This is a genomic window from Amycolatopsis jejuensis, assembly GCF_000717335.1.
GTDB lineage: Bacteria > Actinomycetota > Actinomycetes > Mycobacteriales > Pseudonocardiaceae > Amycolatopsis > Amycolatopsis jejuensis.
Window position 1 is genome coordinate 299922 of record NZ_JNYZ01000011.1, and the last position, 15653, is coordinate 315574.

Below are 15653 nucleotides of genomic sequence, written 5' to 3' on the forward strand. Positions count from 1 at the left end.
CCTCACGCCAGGATCTGGTCGAGGAATTCCCCGAGCCGGGCACTCTGCGGGTTCGTGAGGATCTCCCCCGGCGGACCGGACTCGACGATCTCGCCGCGGTCCATGAAGACCACCTCATGCGCCAGCTTGCGCGCGAACCCGATTTCGTGGGTGACCACGATCATCGTCTTTCCCTGCGCGGCCACCAGTTCCATTGCCTCCAGCACCTCGCCGATCAGCTCGGGATCGAGCGCGGACGTCGGCTCGTCGAAGAGGATCACCTGCGGGTCGAGCGCGAGCGCGCGGGCGATGGCCACGCGCTGCCGCTGCCCGCCGGACAGCTCCGCCGGGTAGGAGTTGCGTTTGTCGGCCAGCCCGAACTGCTCCAGCAGCCGTTCGGCGGTCGCGGTCGCCGCCGCCCGCGGGATGCCTTGCACGAACCTCGGCCCGGCGATCAGGTTTTCCAGCGTGGTGTAGTGCGCGAACAGGTTGAAATGCTGGAAGACCATCGCCGTACCCCGCCGCTGCCGGGCGATCTCGCGTTCGTTCGCCTCGATCAGCCCCCGGCGCGACCGCACCGAACCGACGAGATGCCCGTCGACGTAGATCAGCCCGCTGTCCGGCTTCTCCAGGCAGTTGATGCACCGCAGCGCCGTGGTCTTGCCGGAGCCGGACGGGCCGATGATGCACACGACCGACCCGGCGGGCACGGCGAGGCTCACCCCGTTCAGCGCCGTGGTCCTGCCGAACCGCTTGTGGATGCCGCGGAGGTCGACCATCGCCGTCGGTTCGTTCATGCGAGTCCGGCTTTCCGTCGGGAACGGCGCGGGTGGACGCCGCGGTTGAAGTACCGCTCGAGGTAGCGCTGCACCAGGGTGAGAATGCTGGTGAGGACGAGGTACCAGATCGTCGCCACCAGGAGGAGGGGAATCACCTCGTAGTTGAGCTGCGAGATGAGCTCGGCCGAGTACAGCAGGTCGCTCACGGCCAGCACGCTCACCAGCGACGTGTACTTCAGCAGCGCGATCAGCTGGTTCCACGCGGGCGGGACGATCAGCCGGATCGCCTGCGGCAGCACGATCCGGCGCATGGTCTGGGTGCGCGTCATGCCGATCGACAGCGCGGCCTCGGTCTGCCCGGACTCGACCCCGAGGATGCCGTTGCGAATCGTTTCCGCCATGTACGCGGCCAGGTCGAGGCTCAGCCCCACGATGGCCGCGAGCGCAGGCGTGATCAGCTGGTTGCTGTTGAGGCTGAACAACTCCGGCCCGCCGAACGGAATCGACACGGTGATCTTCGGGTACAGCGCGGCCAGGTTGTACCAGATCACCAGCTGCACCAGGACCGGCGTGCCACGGAAAAACCAGATGTACGCACCGACCACAGTGGACACCAGCGGGTTGGCCGACAGCCTGCCCAAGGCGAGCACCGTCCCGAGCACGGTGCCCAGCACCATGCAGATTCCGGTGAGCCACAACGTCAGCATCAGGCCGGACAGCACCCGGGAGTCGAAAAGGAACTGCGACACCACGTGCCAGCGGTACCGCTCGTTGGTCACCATGCTCACGATGAGCAACGCGACCAGGCACAGCACGATCAGCGACGCGAGCCAGCGGAGCGGATGCCGCCGCCGCAGGATCAGCGGGACCGGGCCGCCCGACGCAGGCGCCACGACGGCCGGTTCCCGGTTGCCGAGTGCGCTCATGCGCCCGCCTTGCACGACGATTTCTGCAGGTTCACCGTGATGCACTGGATCGAGTACTGGGCGACGCCGTGCTGTTCCATGATCTTCCGGTATTCGCCGCTGTCCACCAGTTTCTGCAACGCCGCACGGACGCGCTCGACCATCGGCGTGCCTTTCTGCACGAGAATCCCGATGGGCTGGGGGTTGTACGGCTCGCCTGCTTCGAGGTCACCGTGGGAATCCTTGGCCCGGGCCAGCGCCGGGATCGCGCCCTCGATGAACGCCATCGTGCGTCCGCTGTGCAGTGCCGCAACCGCATCGTTCAGTGACGGAAAGGTGAGCACCTCCACCTTCTGCTTGCCTGCGTCGGTGCATTTCTTGGATTCCCCTGGCAGTTCGACGTTCGCGAAAGTGGTACCGGCGACGGCGGCAATGGTCTTGCCGCAGAGGTTGCCGCGCGACACCTGATGCGGGTTGCCGCGCAGGTAGACCAGCGCCTCGCCGTCGTTGATCCAGTCCACGATGTCGACGGTGGCGCTGCGGGCCGGGGTGTCGGTGGTGCCCGTCATCGCGATGCCGAACCGGCCCGCCTGCACGCCCGGGATCAGCGACGCGAACGACGTCCGGACGAACTTGAGCTTCACGCCCAGGTTCTTGGCCATGGCCTCGCCCATGTCGGTGGCCAGGCCGGTCGGGCGTCCGCTCGCGTCGGCTTCCGGGGAGCTGTACGGCGGGTACGGAATCCAGGCGACCGACAGTTCGCCGGGTGCCGCCTGCGCGCTTCCGCTCGGCGCGGGAGCCGCTGCGGTGCCGCCGGAAGTGCTGCAGGCGGTCAGACCGGCCGCGAGGGTCACGGCGGCGGCCGCGGCGAGAATCCGGCCCCCGATCGGTGCGGTCGTTCTCACCTTGTGGAGGCTCACCATGTCATGCACCCTTCTCAAAGGAGCCGGACGGAGTATTTCCACCTCGCGGCGGTACATTCGGAAAGGCACCCGGACAGTGCCGTTTCGGCAGGCTAAGGCGAATCGGGTAACCCGGTCAAATACCGATTTCCGGATGGCCGCATAAGCCGCCGCATATATGCTGACCGGCCCCTTCGGTTGCGTTTACACTCCGCCGTATGGACAACGCTGCGAAAAGTGGCCGGCTCGTTCTGCGGGACGTCGCGTGCGTGGCCGGCCCGGAGCTCCGGCTGGTCCCGGGGGCGGATCTGGTGGCCGAGGACGGCGTGCTCACCGCGATCGAACCGACCGGCGCCGGCGGGTCCGGGCTGGTCGCGTTCCCCGGATTCCTCAACTGCCACACGCACATCGGCGACGCGGCATTCGCCGACCGCGCGTACGGCCTGTCCCCCCGGCAGCTGCTGTGGCCGCCGGACGGGCTGCGGTACCGGTGGATGGCCGAGACCAGCCGGAAAGACCAGGTCGACGCGATGCGCAGCGCGGCGCGGCAGATGCTGGCCACCGGCACTGTCGCGTTCGCCGACTTCCGCGAGCAAGGCCGCACCGGCACGGAAATGCTCCGCGAAGCGCTGGACGGTCTGCCCCTGCGCGGCCTCATTCTCGGCCGGGCGCAAAGGTATCCCCTGCACAGCGACGAAGAACTGCAGGCCAACGCGTCCGGGCTGGATGCCGCCCGGACCGCCGACATCGCGTCGACCCTCGAGGTCGCCGACGGTTTTTCGCTGGTCTGGGCGAACGACACGACCGACACCGGACTGGCCCAGATCCGGGCGCTGTGCGATCAGCACGACGCGCGGCTCGCGGTGCATGCGGGCGCGTCGGCTCGGTTCCGCGACGTTTCGCGGGCGCGGACCGGCGCGTCGGACGTCGAGCGGGTGGTCCGGCACCTGCGCCCGGACTTCGTGGTGCACATGACGGACGGGACACCCGAGGAGTTCGCGTTGCTCGCCGAGGCGGGCATTCCGGTGGTGATGTGCCCGCGTACGCAGGCCGCATTCGGGGAGGGCATTCCGCCGCTGCTCACGGCGCTCGACAGCGGCGTTTCGGTGGCACTGGGCACGGACAACGTGATGGCGTCCGGGCCGGATCTGCTGGCCGAGCTGAACTTTTTCAGCCGGGTCCTGCGCGCGGTCGGCGACGACGTGGCACGCCCGACCGCGACCGAACTGCTCGCGACGGTGACGACGGCCGCGGCCAAAGCCCTGCGGCTGGACGACACCCTGGGCCAGCTCACGCCCGGGTACGAGGCGAGCTTTTTCCTGCTCGACCTGACAACGGACAATCTCCGGCACAGTCACGATCCCGTCGCGGCGCTGATCTCGCGGGCCACCCCGGCGGACATCCGCGCGGTGGTGGTGGCGGGCCAGGTCGTGCACGGCAGCCTGCCGCCGGGCTGAATTCGCGCCGGGAAACAGGGTGGCGCTTATACTCTTATTCCGGAACTGATATTTGACCAGGCCGGTCCGCGTTATTAGCGTGAAGGCACGCGGAGTGGCACCGATTCCCGGAAAGGCATCTCCATGTCGGACAATTCAGCCGCCATTCCCGGCGCGCGCTGGGACGAATTCCTCACGGCCGGGGACAAAGCGCTGCGCGACCGGGTGCGCTGGGGTGCCCGGGTGGGGCTCGGCAGCTGCCCGGCGGTGCTGGTCGTCGATGTGCTGAATGGTTTCTGCGCCCCTGCGGATGATGCCGAAACAGCGCGGGACGAGTTCCCGCTGCACACCGGTGATACGTCGCAGGCGGGGGTCGAGGGTGTCCGCAAGCTCCTCGACGGCGCCCGCTCAGCCGGGGTCCCGGTCCTCTACAGCCGCACCCGCGCCACCACCGGGCTCAGTCCCGGGCGCGGGCGCTGGGCGGACAAGAACCCGGATCTGGCGGAGGAAACCGAGCCGGCGTCGCAGATCGTCGCGGACGTCGCGCCGGTCACCGGCGACATCGTCTTCACCAAAGACCGGCCCAGCGCGTTCTTCGGCACCGACCTGCCTGCCTACCTGATCGAGCTGGGCGTCGATTCGCTCGTCGTGTGCGGCACGACGACCAGCGGCTGCGTACGCGCCACGGTCACCGACGCGTTTTCCTACAACTACCGCGTGGCCGTCGCGCTGGAAGCCACGTTCGACCGGTACGAGGCAGCGCATTGGCTGAATCTTTTCGACATGGACCAGAAATTCGCCGACGTGATGACCGTGGACGCCATTCTGGCTTCCTGGTGACGAGGGAGAGCGCGTGAGCACCACCGTCATCACCGACATCGGCACGCTGGTCACCGGCGATCTCACCACGCCTCCGGTCAGCGACACCACGCTCGTCGTCGAGGACGGCGTCATCACCGCGATCGGCGACGAGCCGGTGCACGCCGACGTCGCGATCTCGGCCAACGGGCTCACCGTCATCCCCGGGCTGATCGACGCGCACGTCCATCCGACGTTCGGCGAATGGACCCCGGCGCAGTCGTCGATCGGCTGGCTGCACAACTACGTGCAGGGCGGCACCACGTCGATGGTGTCCGCGGGCGAACTCCACGTCCCCGGCCTCGACTTCGGCCATCTCGACCCGGACCTGGTCACCTCGCTCGCGCTGCTGTCGCGGGAAACCACCGGGCGCATCCGGCAGTCGTCGGCGAAGGCACACGTCGGCACGTTGCTGCTCGTGCCCGGGCTCACCACGGCGCATTTCGACCGGCTGGCCGAACGTGACGTGCGGAACGTCAAGTTCATCTTCTACGACTGGGCCCGGCTCGACGACGGCGAGGCCCGGCAGTACGTGGAGTGGGCGCACGAACGCGGCATGGTGGTCAAGATGCATTCGGGCGGCGTTTCGCGTTCGGGCGCCAGCCGGGTCACCGGGTACGAGATCGTGCACGCGGTCCGCCCCGACGTGGTCGCGCACATCTCCGGCGGCCCGATTCCCATGCCCGACCACGAGATCCGGGCCGTGATCGACGACGTGCCGCACGCGGGTATCGAGGTGTGCAGCTCGATGAACTACCGCGCCACGATGGTGACCACGGAGCATCTCGCCGCCACCGGCCAGCTCACGCGGCTCACGCTGGGCACCGACACGCCCGGCGGTACCGGCGTCATCCCGCGCGGGATGCTGCGCAACATCTGCTACCTCGCGTCGGTGTGCGGGCTCGATCCGGTGACGGCGATCGCGGCGGCCACCGGCAACTCCGCCCGGCTGTACGGCCTCGCCGAAGGCCTGCTCGAACCGGGGCGGCCGGCGGACCTCGTCGCGCTCGGCCCGGTGCAGGGTTCGCTGGCCGGCAATGCACTCGATTCGTTCGCCCGCGGGGATCTTCCCGGCATCGGGCTGGTGATGATCGACGGCCTTCCGGTCGTCTTCCCGCGCAGCGAGCAGACCCCGCCGCCGTCCCGGCTGCCGTACCGCTTGACCCTCCGTTGACAGAAAGGCCGCGCGCATGCGTACAGGAGTCGGACTTTTCCCCACCGAACCGGTCGGCACGATGTGCGGTTACGCCCGGCTCGCCGAGCGGCTCGGCTACGAATCGGTGTGGCTGGGCGATTCCCAGAACATCTGGCGGGAATCGTCGGTCACCCTCGGCGCGATCGCGGCCGGGACGGAGCGGGTGAAACTCGGCACGGGCGTGACGAACGCGGTCACGCGGCACCGGTCGCTGCTGGCGTCGACCTGGGCGACGCTGGCGGAGTTCACCGGCGGACGGGCATGTCTGGGCATCGGCACCGGCGACTCGTCGTTGCGCACGATGGGATTGAGCCCGCTCCGGCTCGGTCAGCTCGAAGAGGCGATTACGGAACTACGCGCATTGCTGCGCGGGGAGACGGTGACCGAGCCGACCAGCGGTGCGCAATACCATCTGAACTATGTGGACGAACCGCTGCAGATTCCCATTTATATCGCAGCTTCGGCACCGAAGATCCTGGAGCTGTCCGGCCGGGTGGCCGACGGGGTCATCCTTCTCGCCGGTACCTCGCCGGATTTCGTCGCCGCCGCTTTGGACCGGATCGAAAAAGGCGCCCGCAGCGCCGGGCGGACCCTGGCCGACCTCGACATCGTGCTCTGGACCCCGACCGCCATCGCCGACGACCCGGCCACCGCCCACGATCTGGTGCGGGCCCACGTGTCCCGCGTCGTGATCCGGCCGCTACCGGCGGAGATTTCGCCGAGCCTGCAAAGCGCGGTGGACCATATCCGCGAGACGTACAATTACTACGAGCACATGGACACCCGCGCCGACCACGCCGGTCTGGTCCCCGATGAACTGGTGGATCTGTTCGCATTGGCGGGTACGACCGACGATTGCCTGAAGCGGCTGCGGGCACTGGAGGGACTGAAGATCGACGAGGTGGCGATTGTTCCCTTCGTCCCGCACGGAACGAGCCGGACCCGGACGATCGAGCAATTCGCCGACCTTGCCGTTCGCCGCGCTACTTCTTGACCAAGCGGTAGAAGTCCCGCTCCCCCAAGCCTTCCACCGTGCCCCGGTACTTGTCCACCCGATGTGTCTTGGCGACGAATTCGTTCAGCGGAATCAGCAATTTCCCGTTGATCATGTCGCGGTATTCCTGCTGCGCGAGATCCCCGATTTCCTTGGACACCAGCGTGAGCCAGGTGTTGGCGTCGACCTTCTCGTGGTTCTCGGACCGCCGGAGCAACTCCAGCACGACGTCGTCCAGGCTTCGCTTTCCGGCGCTGGCCGTTTTGATCTGGCTGTCGACGCGGAACAGGTAGACGTATCCGCGGTGGTAGGGCGCCCGCTGGGCGGCTTGGTCCTTCCAGGTCATCTCCAGGATCTCGGCGCGGGGAGATTCGCGGTAGCGGTTCGAGTAGTACTGGGAAAGGTTGCTGTTGATCTGGCCGACAAACGGTTCGTACCCGATGAGCCCGGCGCGATAGGGCAAGACATCGGCGTAGTAGTTGGCGATTCCCTCGGTGAACCATCCACCGTCGTCGTCCTGGCTTTCGTCGAGGCGTGGCCAGTTGTGCACCATCTCATGGGCGAGATGCTGCTTGAGCTCGGCATCGTCCAGTTTCGTGTCGTTCTTGAAGCTGAACGCGAACGAGCGTGACAATGCCGTTCCCGACAGCCCCCGATAGGGGACCTGGCGCGCGAAGACGCTGTAGACCTGGCCGGGTTTGTCACGGAAGAACGTCGATGCGTGATCGTAGAGTTTGGCGGTGAAGTCGGTTAATCCCCGCAGATCGAAGCTGGTGATCTCGCTGAGGTAGTAGAAGGTGAATCCGCCATTGGCGCCCGAGCGCATTTCTTTCACATCTCCGGCGGCGTAGTAGGCGTCGGCGAGCTTGTCGACGGTCCCGGTGGTCGTCGCGTCCCCCGCGTTGTAGGTCCACACCCCGCGAGAATTCGGTGGCATCGCCGACAGGTCCCAGGTCAGGGAAATGGCGTAACTGGTGTCACTGCTCTCGGGGAGCGCAAGCAGACCTGCGCCGGCGCCGGTGATTCCGCCGTTCTCGGCCTGCAGCCCGTACTCCGGCCCGCCTTTCGACTCCGCCGTGAGCGCACGGGGCGCCGCCCGGTAGCTCACCGTGATCTTGCCCTGGGTGTCCCTGGTGGCCATCCACGAGCGGTCCCGGTCGAACTCCGACTCGCCGGCGTCCTGGATCTCGAGCGGAAGTTCCCCTGCCTCGTCGCGCGCAGTCAGCCAGTCCTTGCCGGAACCGTCGGCGACAGTAGGGGTGGAGGCGCGGCGCAGCGGCATGGTGACCAGCTTCTGCCCCTTTTTGACTCCGAGTGAGGTGAGCACCGTCGTCACGTCGAGATGACTGACCGAGTTGCGGCCGTCGGAGTAGGGCTTGAGCCGGACACTCAGTGCAGGCCCGTTCCCGGGGGCACCAGCGGGGCGCGCGTCGTTCGCTGGCGAGGTTTTCTGCGCACACGCGGTACCGCTGACGCCGAGGACAACGGTCAGCGACAGCAGGGTCAAGACTTTGGCAGGGTTCATTGCGTTGTTGCCCCATTCGTGACTGGCGGTGCGTGTCCGGATCCTGCCCACAGGCGGTTGTGCGGTGGGACCCGCCGGGTGGATGCCTCGCACCCGCCATCCGGCGGTACTTGGTGCGCAATCCGAGGTGGGATCGTGCCGCGAGCTCCGCACCCGGGTCGCCCGCTGCGCTGCCGATGGGCGCTCTTTCCCGGATCGGCGGGTGAGCGCATCCGGGCGGTCCCGGCCACGAGCGTGCACCGAGCGGCGGGGTGAGCGCATCCGGGCGGCCCCTCGTACTGGTGGGCACGGCCGCGCGGAGGCACCCGCCGCAGACCGACCCGTGGGCAACCCCCACACAGGCCGAAGCTCAGACCGCACCGAGGACGGCTCAACCCCCACCTGCAGGCAGCCGACCGCCCCAACCACGCCGCAGACGGCTCCAGCCACGCCTATGGCGGACGGCGGCTCCAACCACCCCTCAGACGACGGCCCAGGCGCCACACCGCAAACGACTCACGCCACACCCACAAGGCAGACGGCAGCCCAGACCGCACCGCAGACACCCCGGCACCGGCTCACACCAACCACAACGCCAGACCCACGGCGCCGCGAGGCACCACACCACCGCCAGACCCACAGCACCGCCAGACCCACAGCACCGCCAGGCCCATAGCACCGCCAGGCCCACAGCACCGCCAGACCCACAGCACCGCCAGACCCACAGCACCGCCAGGCACCACCCGCAGGTACCGGCTCACACCACTCCCGCTGCGATGAGCTGTTCCCAGATCACCCCCTGGTCCACCACCTCCACCCCGAGCTTTTCCGCTTTCGTCAGCTTGCTCGCTCCCACCTCTGCGCCGGTGATGAGCAGGTCGGTGCTCGCTGAAACCGAGGAGGCCGTTGTCGCGCCTGCGGTTTCGCACAGGCGCTGGAAGGTGGGGCGCGGGACCTTCTCCCCGGAGCGGGGGTCGCTGATCGCGCCGGTGACCACCACCGTTTTGCCAGCCAGCGGGGCTTCGGCGACCACTGCCGGTGGGAGGTCTTCCGCCAGGACGTCCAGGGAGACCCCGCGTTCTCGCAGCCGTTCGAGTTCCGGGCGCAGCCGGGTGAGGTGTTCGATCAGGGAGGCGGCGACCTTCGGGCCGATGTCCTCCACCGCGACCAGCCCGTCGGCCCCTGCGTCCACGACCTCCTCCAGTGAGCCGAACCCGGCGCGGCACAGGCGGGCGGCCGTGCCTTCCGACGCCATCGGGATCGCGAGACCGATGAGCGCCCGGCGGAGCCCTACCTGGCGGCTCGCGTCGATCGATTCGATCATGCGCGTTGCCGAGACCTCGGCGATGCGGTCGAACTCCAGCAGGCGTTCCTTGGTGAGGCGGTAGAAGTCCGACGGGTGTTCCAGGATTCCCGCCTCGGCGAGGCGTTCGATCCACACGCCGCCGATGGCGTCGATGTCCGCGGCGGCGCGCGATGCCCAGTGGATCAAGCGCCGCACGGTCTGTGCCGGGCAGGAGACGTTGGTACAGAACAGTTCCCGGCTGTTGCCCTGTTCGGTGAGCGGCTGCGCGCACGACGGGCACGTGCTCGGCGGGACGATGTCGCGCTCCGCGCCGGTGCGTTTCGACGCGTCGAGTACCCCGGCGACGAACGGGATGACGTCACCGGCGCGGCGCACCAGCACCGTGTCCCCGATCTTGATGCCGCGGGCGCGGATGACCTCCTGGTTGGCCAGCGTCGCGCGGGTGACCGTGGTCCCGCCCACGAACACCGGCTCCAGCCACGCGACCGGCGCGATCTTGCCCGTCTTGCCGACGTCCCACACCACGTCCGCCAGCAGCGTCGTCTTCTCCTCGGCCGCGAACTTGAACGCCAGCGCCCCGCGCGGCGAACTCGACCGCGTGCCTGCCGCGGCGTACGCGACGCGGTCGGCCAGCCGCAGGACGGCGCCGTCGAGGTCGTAATCCAGGTCGTTGCGCTGCTGTTCGATCGTGGTGATGGTCGCCTGCGCGGCCTCCGCATCGACACAGCGGCGCATGTCCGCCGCGGTGAACCCGAGCGACGTGAGCCCGCGGGCCAGGTCCGTTTCCGCGCCGGCGGGCTCGGTGTCCAGGTCGAAGGCGAAAAACCGCAGCCGCCGCTCGGCGACGGCGGCCGGATCCTTCGCCCGCAACGTGCCCGCCGCGGCGTTGCGGGGGTTGATCAGCGGCTTGTCCGGATGCGCGACGTTGTACGCCGTGAACGTGGACCGCAGCATCACCGCCTCGCCGCGCACCTCGACCCGCCCCGGCGCATCGACCCGGTCGGGAATCCCGTCCGTGAGCGCCCGTACCAGCAGGGTGACGTCGTCTCCGGTGGTGCCGTCACCCCGCGTGACCGCCCGCGCCAGCCTGCCGTTCTCGTACACCAGCGCCAGCGACAGCCCGTCCAGCTTCGGCATCACGACCACCGGCTGGCCGGGAAACCGGCCGAAGAACGCCGCGACCTGCTCCGGCCGCGTCGCCTTCTCCAGCGACAGCATCGGCCGCGAATGCCGGATCGGGGCATGCAGCACCGCCGGCCCGCCCACCTGGTCCAGCGGGTTCGGGTCCGGCGCCAGCTCCGGGCTCGCCTCGATCAGCCCGCGCAGCTCGTCCTCGATCGCGTCGTACTCCGCGTCCGCCACCACCGGCGAACCCCGGTAGTACGCGTCGCGCAGCACGACGATCCGATCGGCGAGTTCCTGAATCCGCTCCCTGACATCCACGGGACGAGACGCTACCCGGAGCCACCGACAAAACCGGGCACCGCGGCCGGATCGTCCGGGGTACGGAGGCGCTGGAAGGGCCTCGACGTCCGGCCCGGCGCCGTAACCGGGGGCAACCGCCGCCACGGGCAAGACTGCCCCCAAGCGCCTCGAACGAGCCGTTCCCGGTGCAGCGAACCGGATCCGCCGCACCGTTCGGCAACCAGCCGGTCGCGCTCCACCCGGTGCTCCGGAGGAATCGCCTTCCATGATCGGCGACCGTGAAGCAGCCGGGATACCGGCAACAGTCAACATTTCCGGGGCCCGGCCACCACAGCCCTCGCCCCCTACGCGGCCGGATCGTCCGGGGTGAGTGCGCCGAGGATCAGGTCCAGTCCGAAGGCGAACTCGTCGTCCGGGCCCGGCGCCGGGTCCGGACCCGCTCGTCCGGCGGCGATCTCCGCCAGGTACGGATACTCGTTGCCCGGCAGGGATTCCAGGAGCTGCGCGGCCGCCGGTTCCTGGCCGCGGAGCTCGTCGAGGGGAAGGCTTCGCTCCTGCAGGACGTTGCCGTACAGGTAACTGTCCACTACCGACAGCGCGTGGATCGCCATCGTCGGGGAGAAGCCCGACCGGCGCAGGATGCCGAGTACCGAGTCGTGGTGGCGGAGGGTCGCGGGCCCGGGTTTGCTCCGGGAATCCAGCAGGCCGGTCGCCCATGGATGCCGCTGCAGGGCACGACGGGCCGACACGGCGAGGCGGCGCAGGTGATCCCGCCAATTCCCGCCGCCGTCGGGCAGCTCGATCTCCGCGAATACGGCGTCGACCATTCCGTCGACCAGGTCCGCCCGGTTCGCCACGTGGTGGTAGAGGGACATCGCCTCGACGCCCAAGGCCGCGGCCGTCGCCCGCATCGTGACGGCGGCCATCCCCGACGCGTCGGCGAGTTGCACGGCAGCGCCGACGACCCGCGTCCGGTTCAGCGGGCTTCTCCCTGCGGGCACGCGATCCCTCCTTGACTGGACTTACAACGTAAGTCTACCGTACTTACAACGCAAGGGAGGCACTGACATGCACCAGGTCGGAATCATCGGGGTGTCCGGAAAGCTGGGCCGGTACCTGGCGAAGGACGCATTGGATCGCGGGTACGAGGTCGTCGGCGTGTGCCGGAAGGAAAGCGTCGGCAAGCTCGGCGAACTCGCCGACGCCATCAAGGTGCTACCCGGCGGCACCGACGACCGGGAGGTCATCCGCGAAGCCGTCGCTGGCTGCGACGGGGTGCTCACGGTGCTCGTGCCGTGGGGCGTCCGGCATTACGCTTCCGGGACGGCGCAAGCAGTTCTCGACGGCGCCAGACCCGACGCCCGGCTCGTCTTCTCCTGCGGATGGCACGTTCCCGGGCACGAGAAGGACTCCTACTCCCGCTCGAAACTGCTCCTCCAGTCGGCGACGACGAAAGTGATGCGGGCCCTTCGGGTGATGGACATCGACGACCAGGTCGCGGCCGCGCGCCGGGTCTACGAGAGTAGTACACAGTGGACGGTCGTGCGGGCAAGCACACTGGAAGAAGGCGAGAGCGAGGGCCGCCCGGCGTGGGCGGACCACGTCGGGCATCCCAAGCTCGCCAGCGACCGCACCCGGCGAATCGATTATGCGCGGTTCCTGGTGGACACCCTCACCGACGATGCCCTGATCCGCAAGGCACCGGCGATCGTCGGGTGCCGCACGCCGAGTGCGCTGGCACACGAGCGATAACGGCACGGCTCGACGCGCTGCACTCGCGGGGGCAGGCCGCGAGCGAGCATGCCATGGCGGTGATCGCGGTGGCACCCACCCCGGTCAACCAGCTGACTTCTGCTCCAACCCCACCACCGACGGTGCCGCAGACCGGGGAAGGCGCGACAACGTCAACCCGAGCACCCCACTCAACACCGCAATCCCCACCGCAATCCAGAAGCCCGTGACGTACCCGGACCACGCGGGCACCGCCGTGCCGGAGATCAGGTTGCTCGCCACGATGCTGGCCGTGATCTGCCCACCCAGCGTCCCGCCGACCGGGCGCGCCACGAAGATCAGGCTGCTCACCCCCGAAGCGCGTTCCGGGGGTACCGCGAGGCTCGCCGTGTTCAGGCCCTGGGTGAAACCCATCGAGAGGCCGACTCCGATCAGCGTGGAAGCGACCGCCATCAGCGCGACGCTCGAGTGGGCCAGGATGAGCACCGCCACCCCGGCGGCGCTGATCAAACCGGAAAGAAGGAAGACCGACCGCTGCCCGATCCGGTTTTCCAGCCGGGCGGTCAATGGTGCGGCGATGGTTCCGGCGACCGCGAACGGGAACAGCACCAGGCTCGCCACCAACGGGGAAGCCGCCAATCCATAACCGGCCGACGGAGGGGTCGCGAGAATGATCGGAATTGCCGTATAGCCCGCAATGTACACATACCCGGACAGGAACGCGATGGTCGTCGCAATGAATACAGTACGACCGCCAAGGTGGAAATCCACGAGTGGTACCGCAATTCGCCGCTCCACCACCACGAATATCGCAAGCAGAACCGCGGCGAACCCGATTCCGGAGAGAATCAGCGGGGACGTCCAGCCGCGCGCGGGGGCCTCGGTCAGCGAAAGGAGCAACACCAGCAACCCACCGCCGAGCAGCGTCGCACCAGCCCAGTCGACGCGGCCCCGGGTAGCCGGGGGGAACGCCGGGAAAGCGAACACTGCCACCAGCGTGATCACCACCAGCAGCACGAAAGCCGCCCAGTAGAACACCCGATACGACGTGAAGGTGGCCAATGGTCCGGCGGCCAGCAGGCCAGCCCCGGCGGACATCGTCTGCGTCGCGATGATGAGCCCGGTCGCCCGGCGCATCTTTTCCGGCGGCATCGAGTCACGCAGCAGGCCGACCGCCAGTACGGCGAGGCCCCATCCGGTGCCCTGGAGAATCTGGCCGACGACCATCACCGCGAACGACGTCGCCACCGCGGCACACAGCAGGCCCGCGCTCACCAGTACCAGCAATACCAGCAAAACGGCCCGTTTCGACCGGACGTCGGCCAGCCGTCCCACAATGGGAACGCTCACCGCACCGGAAAGGAACAACCCGCCGAACACCCAGGAAATCTCCGCGGCAGAAGCGTGGACGCCCTGCTGGATCATCGGCAATACCGGGGGAAGCATTGCCTCGAAACCGGAATAGACGAACAACACCGCAAGCATCACGCCGAGCGCGACCCGCGATTTCGGGGCATTTTCAGGTAATACAGCCATGGTGCACCTCCGACGGCTGATAAAATGGGCACCGCCGAATGGCGGCAAAGAAAAAAACTTACGGCAGATCCGGATTGTCGAGGACCGCGCAGAACCCGATCAGCACGCCCTCGGGCAGGGCATGAGTGGCCTGTCCGTGCAGGCTGCCGGGATACCCCCAGAGGAACCCGGTGACCGGCATGACGATCTCCTCGACGCGGTCCCCCCACACGTCGCTGATCTCGCCGAGCACTTCCCCCTCCCGGACCAGGTCGCCCGGCGGCCGGGCCGGCCAGAACAGCCCGGCGTGCCGGTTGACCAGCGCGCCGTGGTAGGTGAACCGGCCGGGCAGCCGCGGTACCGGCTGGTCCTCCAGCGCCCCGTCGAGCATGCCGATCCGGCGCATCACGTTCATGATCACGATCCGCCCGGATTCCGTACCGGCAAGGGAATGCCTGCCGGACAGCTCGACCATGACCCCGGCGATCCCGTGTGCGGACGCGGCGGCGGCAGGCTGCCCGGCGATCGACCCCACCAGGCTGCCGCTGGAGTCCGGCGGCTCGAACATCCGGACCGCGGTCAGCCCGGCGGCGTCCGCCATCGACCGCTGTGCGGCGCGGACGGTGTCGTCGCGGGCCTGGTCGGGGAACAGCATCGCCATCGGGAACGAGGGGTCGGGATTGCCGTGCAGGTCGAGGTAGTGCGTGGCCTGGTCGAGCACCGGCCGGAACGCGGCGGCCAGCCGCTGGGTGATCAGGCCGTCCGGCGACGACGGCCACAGCAGCGGCTGGGCCATGTGCAGGCGGTCGTACGGCGACCCGTAGCTGGCCGCCTCGAACGCCAGCGGGTTCGCCACCATGATCGCCACGAGCGTGCCCCGCATCCGCGCCGGGTCCAGTTTCCGGATCGCCGAAACCAGGGAACCGGTCCCGACGATCTCGTCGCCGTGGGTGGCACCGGTGACGACGAGCACGGGCCCGTCCTCGGCACCGTTGACGACGACCACCGGCACGCGCACCGTGGTCCCGGCCGCCAGGCGGACCTCGCCGACGGTGCCCTTGCCGACGGTGCCGGGCGGCACTGTCCAGTCGCCGATTTCGAATGTGGCCATGGGAAATCCTCCT

The 15653-nt window shown here is 68.5% G+C and carries 13 protein-coding genes; 5 read left to right on the forward strand and 8 right to left on the reverse strand.

Features of this window, described 5'->3' with window-relative positions; all coding sequences use genetic code 11:
- Nucleotides 1–2: 2 nt before the first annotated feature.
- Genes OO71_RS16610 through OO71_RS16620 form a run of 3 tightly spaced genes read right to left on the reverse strand, consistent with a single transcriptional unit; the run spans nucleotide 3 to nucleotide 2568 of the window.
- On the reverse strand, nucleotides 3–776 hold the full coding sequence (locus OO71_RS16610; protein ID WP_033290652.1) for an amino acid ABC transporter ATP-binding protein: 774 nt from the start codon (nucleotides 774–776) through the stop codon (nucleotides 3–5).
- Entirely contained in the window at nucleotides 773–1684 is a 912-nt protein-coding gene (locus OO71_RS16615) for an amino acid ABC transporter permease (RefSeq protein ID WP_051791621.1), read from the reverse strand. The genes OO71_RS16610 and OO71_RS16615 overlap by 4 nt, the downstream gene beginning before the upstream one ends.
- Entirely contained in the window at nucleotides 1681–2568 is an 888-nt protein-coding gene (locus tag OO71_RS16620; RefSeq protein WP_162186077.1) for an ABC transporter substrate-binding protein, read from the reverse strand. The genes OO71_RS16615 and OO71_RS16620 overlap by 4 nt, the downstream gene beginning before the upstream one ends.
- 215 nt (nucleotides 2569–2783) lie before the next feature.
- Here OO71_RS16620 and OO71_RS16625 point away from each other — a divergent pair, with 215 nt between their 5' ends.
- From OO71_RS16625 to OO71_RS16640, 4 genes are all read left to right on the forward strand, one after another.
- Nucleotides 2784–4022 (forward strand): amidohydrolase family protein, encoded by a 1239-nt coding sequence (locus OO71_RS16625; RefSeq protein WP_033290654.1) that lies wholly within the window; start codon nucleotides 2784–2786, stop codon nucleotides 4020–4022.
- Nucleotides 4023–4145: 123 nt separating this feature from the next.
- Complete coding sequence (locus OO71_RS16630; protein ID WP_051791622.1) at nucleotides 4146–4841, forward strand: isochorismatase family protein; 696 nt, start codon at nucleotides 4146–4148, stop codon at nucleotides 4839–4841.
- A 13-nt stretch (nucleotides 4842–4854) separates the two neighbouring features.
- Nucleotides 4855–6033 (forward strand): amidohydrolase family protein, encoded by a 1179-nt coding sequence (locus tag OO71_RS16635; protein ID WP_033290655.1) that lies wholly within the window; start codon nucleotides 4855–4857, stop codon nucleotides 6031–6033.
- A gap of 16 nt (nucleotides 6034–6049) precedes the next feature.
- Complete coding sequence (locus OO71_RS16640; RefSeq protein ID WP_033290656.1) at nucleotides 6050–7048, forward strand: LLM class flavin-dependent oxidoreductase; 999 nt, start codon at nucleotides 6050–6052, stop codon at nucleotides 7046–7048.
- Here OO71_RS16640 and OO71_RS16645 read toward each other — a convergent pair.
- From OO71_RS16645 to OO71_RS16655, 3 genes are all read right to left on the reverse strand, one after another.
- The gene (locus OO71_RS16645) at nucleotides 7038–8573 is read right to left on the reverse strand and encodes a M61 family metallopeptidase (RefSeq protein ID WP_033290657.1); all 1536 of its coding nucleotides are present in this window, start codon (nucleotides 8571–8573) and stop codon (nucleotides 7038–7040) included. The genes OO71_RS16640 and OO71_RS16645 overlap by 11 nt on opposite strands.
- Before the next feature lie 736 nt (nucleotides 8574–9309).
- Nucleotides 9310–11301, reverse strand: a complete 1992-nt coding sequence (gene ligA / locus OO71_RS16650) for an NAD-dependent DNA ligase LigA (protein ID WP_033290658.1) — start codon at nucleotides 11299–11301, stop codon at nucleotides 9310–9312.
- Nucleotides 11302–11627: 326 nt separating this feature from the next.
- Nucleotides 11628–12284: a TetR/AcrR family transcriptional regulator gene (locus OO71_RS16655; RefSeq protein WP_033290659.1), complete on the reverse strand. Its 657-nt coding sequence runs from the start codon at nucleotides 12282–12284 to the stop codon at nucleotides 11628–11630.
- Between the two features lie 67 nt (nucleotides 12285–12351).
- On the opposite strand from OO71_RS16655, the gene OO71_RS16660 reads away from it, so the two are divergent.
- Nucleotides 12352–13035 carry an NAD(P)-dependent oxidoreductase gene (locus OO71_RS16660; RefSeq protein ID WP_033290660.1) on the forward strand — a complete coding sequence of 228 codons (684 nt, stop codon included), beginning with the start codon at nucleotides 12352–12354 and terminating at the stop codon, nucleotides 13033–13035.
- A gap of 84 nt (nucleotides 13036–13119) precedes the next feature.
- On the opposite strand, the gene OO71_RS16665 is transcribed toward OO71_RS16660, so the two are convergent.
- Nucleotides 13120–14550, reverse strand: coding sequence for an MFS transporter (locus OO71_RS16665; RefSeq protein ID WP_033290661.1), 1431 nt, complete (start codon nucleotides 14548–14550; stop codon nucleotides 13120–13122).
- A gap of 58 nt (nucleotides 14551–14608) precedes the next feature.
- Nucleotides 14609–15640: a succinylglutamate desuccinylase/aspartoacylase family protein gene (locus OO71_RS47470; protein WP_051791624.1), complete on the reverse strand. Its 1032-nt coding sequence runs from the start codon at nucleotides 15638–15640 to the stop codon at nucleotides 14609–14611.
- Between the last annotated feature and the right edge of the window lie 13 nt (nucleotides 15641–15653).

Excerpts from the sequence above, each read along its gene's own strand:
- OO71_RS16610 (WP_033290652.1), bottom strand. The coding sequence starts at position 776 with ATGAACGAACCGACGGCGATGGTCGACCTCCGCGGCATCCACAAGCGG.
- OO71_RS16615 (WP_051791621.1), bottom strand. The coding sequence starts at position 1,684 with ATGAGCGCACTCGGCAACCGGGAACCGGCCGTCGTGGCGCCTGCGTCG.
- OO71_RS16625 (WP_033290654.1), top strand. The coding sequence starts at position 2,784 with ATGGACAACGCTGCGAAAAGTGGCCGGCTCGTTCTGCGGGACGTCGCG.
- OO71_RS16630 (WP_051791622.1), top strand. The coding sequence starts at position 4,146 with ATGTCGGACAATTCAGCCGCCATTCCCGGCGCGCGCTGGGACGAATTC.
- OO71_RS16640 (WP_033290656.1), top strand. The coding sequence starts at position 6,050 with ATGCGTACAGGAGTCGGACTTTTCCCCACCGAACCGGTCGGCACGATG.
- OO71_RS16645 (WP_033290657.1), bottom strand. The coding sequence starts at position 8,573 with ATGAACCCTGCCAAAGTCTTGACCCTGCTGTCGCTGACCGTTGTCCTC.
- OO71_RS16660 (WP_033290660.1), top strand. The coding sequence starts at position 12,352 with ATGCACCAGGTCGGAATCATCGGGGTGTCCGGAAAGCTGGGCCGGTAC.
- OO71_RS16665 (WP_033290661.1), bottom strand. The coding sequence starts at position 14,550 with ATGGCTGTATTACCTGAAAATGCCCCGAAATCGCGGGTCGCGCTCGGC.
- OO71_RS47470 (WP_051791624.1), bottom strand. The coding sequence starts at position 15,640 with ATGGCCACATTCGAAATCGGCGACTGGACAGTGCCGCCCGGCACCGTC.